Here is an 11,573-nt window from a genome sequence, read left to right on the forward strand (position 1 = left end):
GCTGCGGGGCTTTTTATTGTTCGTTATTCCTACGGTTAGCTATCTCATTTATCCAGAGGCTTCAATGCTCCCCGACTACTCCATCATCGCCTGGGTGTTAATTGCATTTTCCGTTTACCTGACCGGCGTTTCAAAAGGCGGTTTCGCGGGTGGTTTTGGCACGCTCTCGGTGCCGCTCATGGCGCTGGCGATCAGCCCCGCCCAGGCAGCGGGCTTGCTGCTACCACTGTTGCTAGTGATGGACGTGTTTGCGGTGAAAGCATGGTGGGGCAAACAGGACGCCACTGAGGTCTGGCGCTTTGTGCCGGGGCTGTTTATCGGCGTGACGGTAGGGACGCTGCTGTTTGGCAGTTTGAGTGAACAGGGCTTACGCCTGACTCTCGGCGTTATCACCCTGCTGTTCGCCGCTTACATGCTGCTCAAGCCCGTTGCCAAGAAACCGATCTCCACTCGCTGGGCATTGCCAGCGGCAAGCGTCTGCGGCTTTACCAGTTTTATGGCTCATGCGGGCGCGCCGCCGCTCAACGTTTATCTACTGCCGCGCAAACTATCGAAAGAGACCTTTATTGCCACCTGCGCAGTGACCTTTGCGGTGGTCAACGTGATCAAGCTAGCGCCCTATATGTGGCTTGGCGAAATCAACGTTACCAGCGCCTGGGCGTCGCTGCTGCTGGTGCCCATCGCCTGGGTCGGTGTACGCAACGGCTTGTGGCTACAAAGTCGCGTCAACGAGACGCTGTTCTACCGACTGGTGATTTTTGCCATGTTTTTAGTCGGTTTTAATTTGATTTGGCAGGCGCTGAAATAGGGCGGGATTCATTACGGAGTGCAGCTCATTTTTCATACAATCATCCTTTAAGCGTTTAAGCTGTAAGACATCGCTTAAAATTTTGTAAGAGATCTCTTACAAGCGTGTAAGAGATCCCTGTCACTTGCCCTCCAGGCCTTGCTCTCTGGCCCCGGCCCGCTACCCTGATCGTTTCTCATTTACTTGATCCAAGGAGCGGTGCGATGGCGGACAAAACGGGCCTGCAATTTACCCTGACCCTACCCGGGGCCGATGACACCGCCGTGGTGCGCTTTACCCATCGCGAGGCGCTGTCGGAGCCGTTTGCGCTCTCGGTTGAGTTTGCCAGCCGCACCCACGACCTGTCGCCCAGCGACTGCTTGGATCAAAACGCCACCCTGACCATTTGGCAGGACGGCGAGCCGCTGCGCCGCGTGCATGGGATAATCGCTGAGCTACACCGCGGCGACCGGGGACACCGGCGCAGCTTTTATCGGGTGGAGATTCGTCCCGCGCTGTGGCGGTTATCGCTGCGCCATAATTCGCGGATCTTTCAGGACACCTCGCCTTTTGACGCTATCACCACTTTAGCCAGCGAACGCAGCCTCACCGATATCGGCTTTGCCACCACCCGCACGCCCCTCGACCGGGAGTTTCTGGTTCAGTACCGCGAGACCGATCTGGCCTTTATCGAGCGCTTAGCCGCCGAAGAGGGCTGCTTCTATTTCCATGAGTTTGAGAACGCCGAGGGCGGCAAGCACCAGTTGGTATTTGCCGATGCCACCGTGGTGCTGCCAGCGTGGGCGAGCGCACCTACCACGTCGTGCCGGGGGCACACCGCCCCGACGCCACCTGCGTAAATTGCGTCAGGCCAACCGCGTGCGCCCCGCCTCGGCGATGCTCAAGGACTACACCTTTAAAACCCGCCCTATGCGCAGATCCACGAGCACCTCGCTCCCAACTTGGGCGAACACGCCCAGCGGGAGGATTACGAACACTTTGACTACCCCGGCCGCTATAAGAAGGACGCTCCGGTAAGCCGTTTACCCGCCACCGCTTAGAGCCCTGCGCGCCGACGCCACCACCGCCGAGGCCGAGAGTGACCTGCCCGAGCTCGCCCCGGCATCTGCTTTACCCTCACCGACCACGATATCGATAGCCTTAACCAAGCGTGGCAGGTGGTCTCAGTGGTACACCACGGCGAGCAGCCCCAGGCCCTGGAAGAGGACGGTATGGCCCGGGGAATAAGGGAGCGTGCCAGCAGGCGAGCTGATGACCCGTACCACAATGACGTGGTGATCATGCCGAAGGATCAGACCTTCCGCCCGGTGCCCAACCCCAAGCCGCGGGTCGATGGCCCCCAGGTGGCCTTTGTGGTGGGGCCGGAAGGCGAAGAGATCTACTGCGACGAACACGGCCGGGTCAAGGTGCAGTTCCCCTGGGATCGTTATGCGATCCTGATGAGACCGCCAGCTGTTGGATACGGGTGGCCAGGGTTGGGCAGGGGTGGCTACGGCAGCATGGCGATCCCCGTATCGGCCATGAGGTCATTGTCTCGTTTTTAGAGGGCGACCCGATCAACCGCTGGTCACCGGGCGCACCTACACGCGGTGAATACCCCGCCTTACCGCTCCGGCCAACAAGACCCGCACGGTGATCCGCACCCAGAGCCATAAGTCGGAAGGCTTTAACGAACTGCGCTTCGAGGACGCCACCGACCAGGAGCAGATCTGGCTGCATGCCCAAAAAGACCTGGAGCTACTGACGCTTAACGACCGCACCGAGGAGATCCGCCGGGACAGCCACCTTAAGCTGCACCGCAACCGCTTGAGCGAAATCCATAACGACGATCATCTCACCGTACACGGCAAGCGCTACACCCAGATCAAGGGCGATGACCACCTCCAGGTCGATCAGACCCGCCATGAGGTGTACGGTGAAGCCCAACTGGTCGAGACCGGCCGCGAGCTGCACCACAAAGCGGGCAGCCAGATCGTCCTGGAAGCAGGCAGCGAGATCACCCTGAAGGCGGGCGGCAGCTTTATCAAGCTCGACCCCGGCGGGGTGACCATTGTCGGCCCCCAGGTCAAGATCAACTCCGGCGGTAGCCCCGGGCGAGGCCAGGGCCACGCCATTGTACTGCCCCGCTTACCCGGGGAAGCCGAGCCTGAGGAGAGCGAGGACGTCACCCTCGAGCCGCACCAGGCACCGCTGCTGAGCAGTGAGATTGCCGCCGCGACCCCGCTAGCGTTAGACGATATCGACATCACCGATGGCCTGGCCGACGACTGCAGTGCCTGCCAACCCGCGGTGGGTAGCCCGGTGAACCCGCTGCTGGGCGCCAAGCTGCTGCCCGCCGAGACCGATTTTGCGCTACCCGCGCCACGGCCGTTTGTGTTTAGCCGTGGCTATCTCTCCAGCAACGGGCGGATTGGGGTACTCGGTCAGGGCTGGTCGGTACCCGGCGAAAGTCTCGCCCTCACCCTTAACGATGACGCCTGTATTGTCCACGATGCCCAGGGCCGTGCGATTACCTTTGGCGCACTGGCCCCCGGCCAAGCACGCTTCTCGCCCACCGAGCAGCTATGGATACGCCGTGGGGTGCTTCAGCCGATGAAGAAAGTAACGCGCCTCGCTGGCAAGTGTTGGATGAGGCGCTGCGCCAGGATCCCGAACGTATTGTTCTTAGCGATGCCAGCGGGCTTTACTATGTGTTTGCCCATCCAGCAGACGTGGCGGCAACCTCGGATACGCCTTCAGGTGATAGCTCAAAAGATAACGCTGCTCGCTGGCCCTTAATCGAAGAGCGCGACCGCAACGGCTATGCCACCCAGTACCACTGGGAAGGTGGTCTGCTGGTCACGGTGATCGACAGCGCCCAGCGTCACTATCAATTCGTTTACGACAGCCTGCTTCCTGCCCAGCCCGACGATGCCGGGCAGCGCCTAACCGGCGTTAAGCTGGTGCAAGAGCACGACGGTGAGTCAGCGGACGAGTGGCTGGTACGCTACTCCTATAGCCCCGTCGGGGATTTGATTGCGGTGCGCCACCGCCACGGCGAGGTGGTGCGCGAGTTTGAGTGGCAAGACCATATGCTCACCGCCCACCGGGTACCCGGGGGCATGGAAGCCCACTACACCTGGGATCGCCACGCCCCGGATGGCCGGGTGGTCGGCCAGCAGGAAGCCGGAGGTTTAGCGCGGACGTACAGCTACCAAGTAGATCACACCCTGGTCACCGACAGCCTGGGTCGGGAGGAGCGCTACCACTTTGTGGGCAGTGGCCCCGGCCGCCGCTGGACAGCCCATACCCGCGCCGACGGTTCGCGCATCGAGTTTCGTTACGACCGTGCCGGTCTCAAGGTAGCGACGGTGGATCCGCTGGGCCACGAGACGCTGATCGAACGGGATGAGCATGGGCAAGTGATTGCACAGACCGGCCCGGACGGCACCCGCTGGGCGATTGAGCGCGATCCCCTGGGCCAGCCGGTGAGTATCGAAGGGCCTGAGGATCAAACGTGGCAAATAACGCGCAACGAACAGGGGCTTCCAGTGGAAGTCACCGGGCCGGAAGGCACTATCGCCTTCGCCTACGAACACGATGCTTTGCCTGATCGCCCTACGACAATTACCGATGCAGGCAGGGCCACCCACCAGCGCGAGTGGAACGCCCTGGGCCAGATCACCGCCCAGATCGACTGCTCACAGAAGCGCACCACGTATAGCTATGACTGCCACGGCTACCTGGCCAGCGTCACCAATGCGCTGAACGAGACCACCCGCACCCAGCACGACGAGATGGGTCGACGACTCGCCACGCAACTGCCGGACGGCACCCACTGGCACCACCATGTGGATGCTCTTGGGCGGCAGGTGGAGCTGGAAGGCCCGCAAGGGTTTCGGCAGCAGTTCTTCTTTGATGACCACGGCCGCCCGGTGCAACGCATCGAGGCCGACGGCAGCCAGCAGTTCACCGCCTATGACGACGTGGGCCGCCTCAGCGAGCTGACTCTGGGCAACGGCGCGATGTACCGCTTTACTTACGACGAGATGGATCGCCTCGCCAGCGAGACCGGCCCCGATGGCCGGGAGCAGCAGTATCGCTACGATGACGCCGGGCGCTTGATCGAACGTGTCGAAGCCAACCGCCCTGGCCCCGACGGCCAGCCGCTGGTTACCCGCTACGACTATGACCAAGCCGGTCGCCTCACCGCCCGCCATCTACCCGCGACCGAGCACGCCCCGGCCAGCACGGAGCAGTACCAGTGGGGTACGAATGGCCAGCTACTCAGCGTCACCAACGACCACGGTGAGGTCAGTTTTAACTACGACCACGCCCAACGCTTAATCGGCGAACAGCAGCAACATGCCGATAGCGGCTGGCAGTGGCAGCACCAGCACAGCCTCACGGCTACCGGCGCGCCCCAGGCCAGCCAGTTTGGGGATCTCCCCGCACTAAACTGGCATACCTATGGCAGCGGCCACCTGCACGGCATGAGCGCCCCCGGCCTGGATCTTGAGATCGCCCTGGAACCCGATGCCCTGCACCGGGAAACCCAGCGCCGACTCAGCACCGGTGCCAATGCGCACAATCAACCGCTGATGCTGGAGCGCGGGTATACGAACCTGGGCCAGCTGGATCACCTCACCCTACGCAGCCCGGACACCACCAGCCAGCAGAGCTACCAATACGACGCCCTGGGCCGTATGAGCTTCCGCAGCCTGCAAGGTGATCCAGCAGAAAAAGTCATCGCCTACAGTTACGACGCTGCCGGGCGCTTGATCGGCAGCCAGCACGGCGACCACGCCCACCGCTATAGCGTGGACGCGGCCGGTAACCGGTTAGAAGGCCAACAGGCCCTTTCTGATAATCGCCTGGGGCAGTTAAACGGTACCCGCTACCGCTACGACGGTGCCGGTAACCTGGTCGAACGCCAACAGCCCAACGGCGAACGCCTAACGCTTGGCTACGACGGCGCCAACCGCTTAGTGCACCTGATCCACGCCAGTGAGCTGGGGGCGACCCGCGAAGTCACCTACCGCTACGACGGCCTGGGAAGACGCATCAGCAAAACGTGCGCCACCCCAACGGCACCACCGCCACCACCTACTACGGCTGGGACGGTGATCGCATCGTCCGCGAAGAAACGGACAACCAGCGCACTACGGTGGTCTACGAGCCGGGCAGTTTTGTGCCCATGCTGCGTATTGATGATACTGAACAAGGCCAAATACTCAGCGCCTATATCACCGACGCATTGGGTACGCCCATGCAGTTAGTTACCCCCAACGGCCACCCCCGCTGGCTCGCCGAACCGGACGACTGGGCGGCAGTCAAAAACCAACGCGCCGTGCGCAACCTCACCCAGCCGATCCGGTTCCAGGGCCAATGGCACGACGAAGAAGTGGCCTCTACTACAACCGCCACCGTTATTATGACCCGCAGCAGGGGCGGTATATTAGCCAGGATCCGATTGGTCTTAACGGCGGCACGAATTTGTATGGGTATGTGACGAATCCGACGGGGATGGTGGATCCGTGGGGTTGAGAGGGAGACTCTCAAGTACGCAACCTTCCCCTAATAGCTCACAGAGGATGCCTGATACTGCTGATAAAGAAACGCATTGGGGTTATTTGGGAGGTTTTTTAGAAGAATTAAAATGTGCAACCTATGGTGACTGTTTACCGGATGACCATATGATGTGCACTAAAGCCACCTATGACAATGACGCAGGGGAAGGGGAAATTGAGTACTTAGATGATAGTTACCCGCAATTGATTCCTTTGGATCAAGAGCCCTATCCACCGGTACCTGATGATATGCCTGAAGGATTAGAATGTACTGAGAGTGTAGTTCGCCCTCATCGCTACACCCTTCATAGATCAAGGGTTAAGTAGGAGAAAATCGTGACAATAACTAAAGTCATACTAATCCCGGCATTAATAGCTTTGCTATTAGGTCTGGCGGCATCATATTTGACGACATCCTCCCAAGCACAGGAGTCATTTAAAGTGCACAAAGCGCAAGTTGAAGAAAATGCTAAAAATAAACGTGAGAAAGTATGCAGTGAAATCGAAAAACTTCTTCCTGACAACCCAGCGATTGAAAATAAAAAAAAATAAAATGAAATAGATGAGCTAGGCAAAAGAAAAGTTATACGGTGGCAAGAATGATAATCATTAGAATAACAGTAACATCTCTTGTTTTTTTATTGTTTTTTGTTTCATCCTTTGCTCTCTCAGGAAGGTATTTAGACAATATGTTCTATTATGAAACACTCGATAGACTATTAGAGCATGAGGATGATGTGGATAACACATTAATTATTGACCTTCAGAGAGCTCTCAGAGAAATTGACAGACATGAGACGCAAAACTCTAACGATGACGCAAATATCTGTGACATCATAACTAAAGGTTAGGTTTACATGATTAGAAGCTCTCTTTTCAGATCGTTGATAGCTGCCTCATTTCTCAGCACTCTTACTCTGAATTACTTTGGCTGGAAGATGGCTGAACTCATGCCAGATGAGCATATCCGACTACTTGACTGGCAAGGTTATTTTTCAATTATTGATTATGAAAGCTTGAGAAACTTAAATATAATAATTATGATAGTTGAGATCATAGGCATTCTAGGAATGTGTTTTAAGCCACGTTTTTTCCGTAATGTGCTTCTTATTAGCATGATACTATGGGTTATAGAAGGCTTAGTAGGGGGTTATTCGTAGCAACACCATTGGTAAACTGCATTCTCTGAAATCCAAAAAATATTCATATCATTGACACTAGGGTTCGCTTATTTTTCGGATAAGGACTTGTGGCGAAGGATATGAGCAAAAATCTTCAACGCCTTAATTCAACTAATAAGCACAGCATCCAAAGCATCAACGATAGTAAAATCAATCACTTATTTTCATAAAACATTCAAAACATCTGTTGACCGAAAAGAAAAATCTCTCGTGACAACCTTTATCGACAGTGTGGCCTTGATTTTTCGGGACTTATCTTTTAGACAACATCTTAAACACTAAGGAAATTGCATGTTTGCAAAATTCACGCTCGGCTCACTGTATCTTATGATCCAACATAGGAGCGCTATATTAAAAGGCGTCATCTTGCCTTTAATTTTGTATATCTTGCTTCAATTGGTACGCTACGGATCAGCTTATACAGGATTTTCATATGGCAGTGCCAGCTCACTTTTATATATACTTTTCTTTGTTGCTGACATGGCCATTCTGACGATCATCTCAATAAATACAACACGGACAATTTTACTCGACGATCAGCCAGAGCCTTTTAAATTGAAATTCAAAAAGCGCGAAATAAAATATCTTTTGTACAGCATTGGATTCTTGGCTTTATGGATAATACCAAGCATGTTTATCGGAGCTTCTTTAACTCTAATCATGTATAACGTCTTGATGGGCGTTATCCCCTTAACTTTCTTCTTAGTGACTTTATTTTTCACATTAAGGCTGTCACTTATTTTTGTAGGTGTAGCGCTTGACAGAAGCATATCATTGAGAGAATCTTTGAGCATGACTAAAAGCTGCCAATGGTCGCTATTCTTTTCTCTTGCCTTATTAATCGCTCTGCTATTTATTTTTGAATATTGCATTGGACTTTTTTCCAGCTTGATTGGCGGTCAATTCTTTAGCCTGATATCTTTTGCTTTGATAACCCCACTAGTGAACACGTTTATATATGTATTCACTGCGATTATTCTAACCATCTTATATTCCAATGCTTATCAACCAACTGTCAGCCCCCAAGCGGAATCGGCTGGGGATGCCCAATAGCATCGAAGACCTGACAATCCGCTGGCAGCCGAAAACAACGACGATGGCCGGCTAGATCACCTCACGCTGGCAGTGCCAATAGCGCCGCCAGCGTAATGGCCTAAAGCGCCACCAGCACCAGCCCCGCCAACATCACCAGCGTACCGATGGCTTTTGCCCTGGATGCGGGCTCCTTCAGCCATAGCACACCCATTAGCACCCCCACTGGAATGGAGAGCTGGCGCAGCGCCACCACATAACTCACCTCGTCGGTAAGCGCCATGGCGATTAATACCAGGCCATAGGTGCAAGTCATCATCAGCCCGGTAACGACCAGCATGGTCAGCCCCTGCTGGCGGAGTGCAGGCAGGCGGCGGCGCTCTGCCGGTAGCAATGCCAGTAGCGGTACCGACCAGGTTAGTGTCATCAGCGCTTGCAGCACCATAAACACCGCCCCGGCGGTTAACCCGCTGTGCCCTGCCCCCTGCATTAGCCCGAGGGCCTGCTTGTCGATCAGCGAGTAGCCAACGGTGCCTGCTGCCGCTAGTAGCGCAAACCCCATGGCCGGGGTGAGATAGGTGGATACCCTGCGCGCCTGCGGATGGCTAAGCGGCAGGCAGAGTGCGCCTGCTACGACTAGCACCATGCCAAGGCCATCCCATCTATCCAGCACCCGGCTACCCAGCAGCGCAATGGATACCAGCGGCACTAACACTACCGGCAATGCCCGGGCAATGGGGTAGAGTACGCTAACGTCCCCTCTCGCGTAGGCCCAGGCTAAGCCGCCCATGTAGAGCATTTGGCATAATCCCGAAAGCGCCAGCCAGCCCCAGAATGCACTTGGTAATGCAGTGAGTGACGGCCCAATCAACACCAGCGGCAGCATCACCGCGCCACCCGCGCCGTAAGCCAGGGTAAAAGAGGCTAACGACGGCGCATTGCGTTTGCCCAACACATTCCATCCGGCGTGCATACATACCGAGACCAGCACTAGAGCAAGCGCGGCTGGGCTCAAGGACGCTCTCCACGGCGAAGGCGGGCATTGATGGCTTCGACAACGCTGGGTAGCTCGGCAATAGTCTCAATGCAATAGTGCGGTGCTGAGGGGGCAAACTGCGCGGCCACCCGCTCGTGGGCGGCGTGGCGCTCGGCATCACTCAACGCTTGATATTGCGCATAGGTTAGCCCCAGCGCATTGCCCGAGCAGGTAAGCGCCACTGTCCACATCCCCGCGCTGCGCCCTTCAAGAATGCCCGGCGTGGTGTCGTCCACTTTAATACACGCTGCCACATCGCTGATGCCTAACGCAATCACATTGGCCAGCGCCTGAGCAGGATACGGACGGCCATTGGGCACCTCATCCGTCGCCACTACGTGATCAACTTGCAGGCCGTTATCCGCAGCCAAAGCGACGACTTTTTCCATCACCACCGCCGGGTAGCCAGAGCAGGAACCGATTTTCAGCCCCTGGGCGCGCAGCGTAGTTAAGGTGTCGAGCGCGCCGGGAATCACCGCCGAGTGGTCGGCAATTTTGGCAATCTGCAGCGGCATAAAGCGCTCATAAAGCGCCGTTACATCGTCATCAGAAGGCGCGTGGCCTACCGCCTGAACAAAGCGTTCGGCGATGTCCGGATGGTTGCACAGCGTGCGAATATGATCCCACTTACCCATACCCATGGGGCCGCGAGCTTCTTCCAGGCTAATCGCCACGCCCAGCTCAGCAAACGCTTCGACGAAGATCTGGGTAGGCGCAAAGGAGCCAAAGTCGACCAGCGTGCCTGCCCAGTCACAGATAACCGCTTGCAAGCATTGGGGAGATTGATACTGCATTAGGCGCTCCCTGATTGTGAAGATAGGCCTGGAAAAAGGCTAACGCCCATCTCGGCAAGTGTGTTTTGAATGGCGCTTAGCAGTTCCGCGATCACCGTGGTGCCTAGCTGACCAATGCAGCCGATACGAAAACTCTCCACTTCAGTCAACTTGCCGGGATAGATCAAAAACCCGCGCGCCTTTAGCGCCGCGTAGAAAGCGTTAAACTCAAACGCTGGATCGGTTGGGCTTAAGAAGGTAGTGATGATCGGCGATAGCCATTCGTCTTCTAACAGCGTGCTGAAGCCTAGCGCTCGCATGCCTTTTACCAGCGCATCACGATTGCGGGTATAGCGCGCGCAGCGCCCTGGCACACCGCCTTCTTCCCGGTGCTGGGCAAGTGCGGCCTGAAAGGCCACCACGGTGTGAGTGGGCGGCGTAAAGCGCCACTGACCAGTGCGTTCCATATACGACCACGGTCGTGCAGATCCAGGCTCAGTGAGTGGGCGCGCCCCTTGCCTGCTTCAAGCAGCGCTTTGCGAATAATCACAAAACCAATCCAGCACGCCCTCGATGCACTTGTTGGCAGAGGAAACCAGCACATCGATGGGTGTTTTCGCGAGGCTGATGGGTACGCCGCCAAAGGAACTCATCGCATCGACGATGAGCGTTTTACCATGAGCGTTCACCACCTCTGCAATCGCCTCTAACGGGTTCAAAATGCCCGAGCTGGTTTCACAGTGCACTAAAAATACCGCTGTAATATCAGGATATTGCTCCAGCAGCGCCGCCACCTCATTGGGCTGGGGTGGCAGATAGTCGCCTTTATCCAAGGTGATATAGACGCGCCCTATGGTATCCAGCAGTTGGCCAGCTCGCTTGCCGTAAGCACCATTCATCAGCACCAGTACTTTACCGTTGGGATCAGTGGCGCAAGCCAGCGCACTCTCAACAGCAAAGGTGCCGCTGCCCTGCATAGGCACGCAGGCGTACTCGTCGCTTGCTGCCTCGGCCATGGCAAGCAGCTGGGTGCGAATGCCGGCAGTCACTTGGTTAAAGTCGTCATCCCAGGAGCCCCAATCACGCATCATGGCGGCTTTGGTCGCATGGGAAGTAGTCAGCGGCCCGGGGGTTAGTAAATAGGGGTCTTTTATGTCCTTGCTCACGTTATCGGTCATTTTGGTATATACCAGA

Annotated in this window: 7 protein-coding genes and 2 pseudogenes; 6 read left to right on the top strand and 3 right to left on the bottom strand. The window is 56.3% G+C overall.

Features of this window, described 5'->3' with window-relative positions; all coding sequences use genetic code 11:
- Nucleotides 1-64: 64 nt before the first annotated feature.
- From FDY98_RS19350 to FDY98_RS19380, 6 genes and pseudogenes are all read left to right on the top strand, one after another.
- Entirely contained in the window at nucleotides 65-808 is a 744-nt protein-coding gene (locus FDY98_RS19350) for a sulfite exporter TauE/SafE family protein (RefSeq protein ID WP_027957152.1), read from the top strand.
- A 203-nt stretch (nucleotides 809-1,011) separates the two neighbouring features.
- Nucleotides 1,012-3,400, top strand: a pseudogene (gene tssI, locus FDY98_RS29695) (type VI secretion system tip protein TssI/VgrG); the annotation flags it as partial.
- Nucleotides 3,401-6,175: 2,775 nt separating this feature from the next.
- Nucleotides 6,176-6,334: an RHS repeat-associated core domain-containing protein gene (locus FDY98_RS29700; protein WP_155706096.1), complete on the top strand. Its 159-nt coding sequence runs from the start codon at nucleotides 6,176-6,178 to the stop codon at nucleotides 6,332-6,334.
- 47 nt (nucleotides 6,335-6,381) lie between these two features.
- Nucleotides 6,382-6,684: a hypothetical protein gene (locus tag FDY98_RS19370; protein WP_155706098.1), complete on the top strand. Its 303-nt coding sequence runs from the start codon at nucleotides 6,382-6,384 to the stop codon at nucleotides 6,682-6,684.
- Between the two features lie 9 nt (nucleotides 6,685-6,693).
- Nucleotides 6,694-6,909, top strand: coding sequence for a hypothetical protein (locus FDY98_RS19375; protein ID WP_155706099.1), 216 nt, complete (start codon nucleotides 6,694-6,696; stop codon nucleotides 6,907-6,909).
- Between the two features lie 920 nt (nucleotides 6,910-7,829).
- A complete protein-coding gene (locus FDY98_RS19380; RefSeq protein ID WP_027957156.1) occupies nucleotides 7,830-8,591 on the top strand; it encodes a hypothetical protein in 762 nt (253 codons plus the stop codon).
- A gap of 100 nt (nucleotides 8,592-8,691) precedes the next feature.
- Here the strand turns inward: FDY98_RS19380 and FDY98_RS19385 are convergent, their stop codons facing one another.
- The 3 genes and pseudogenes from FDY98_RS19385 to FDY98_RS19395 all read right to left on the bottom strand — a co-directional run bounded on the left by FDY98_RS19385 (nucleotide 8,692) and on the right by FDY98_RS19395 (nucleotide 11,557).
- Nucleotides 8,692-9,585, bottom strand: coding sequence for an EamA family transporter (locus FDY98_RS19385; protein ID WP_027957157.1), 894 nt, complete (start codon nucleotides 9,583-9,585; stop codon nucleotides 8,692-8,694).
- The gene (gene phnX, locus FDY98_RS19390; RefSeq protein ID WP_027957158.1) at nucleotides 9,582-10,400 is read right to left on the bottom strand and encodes a phosphonoacetaldehyde hydrolase; all 819 of its coding nucleotides are present in this window, start codon (nucleotides 10,398-10,400) and stop codon (nucleotides 9,582-9,584) included. The genes FDY98_RS19385 and phnX overlap by 4 nt, the downstream gene beginning before the upstream one ends.
- Nucleotides 10,400-11,557: pseudogene (locus FDY98_RS19395) on the bottom strand (2-aminoethylphosphonate--pyruvate transaminase). Before FDY98_RS19395 ends, phnX begins: the two are co-directional and overlap by 1 nt.
- Nucleotides 11,558-11,573: the final 16 nt, after the last annotated feature.

The organism is Halomonas sp. PA16-9, assembly GCF_009728585.1.
GTDB lineage: Bacteria > Pseudomonadota > Gammaproteobacteria > Pseudomonadales > Halomonadaceae > Vreelandella > Vreelandella titanicae.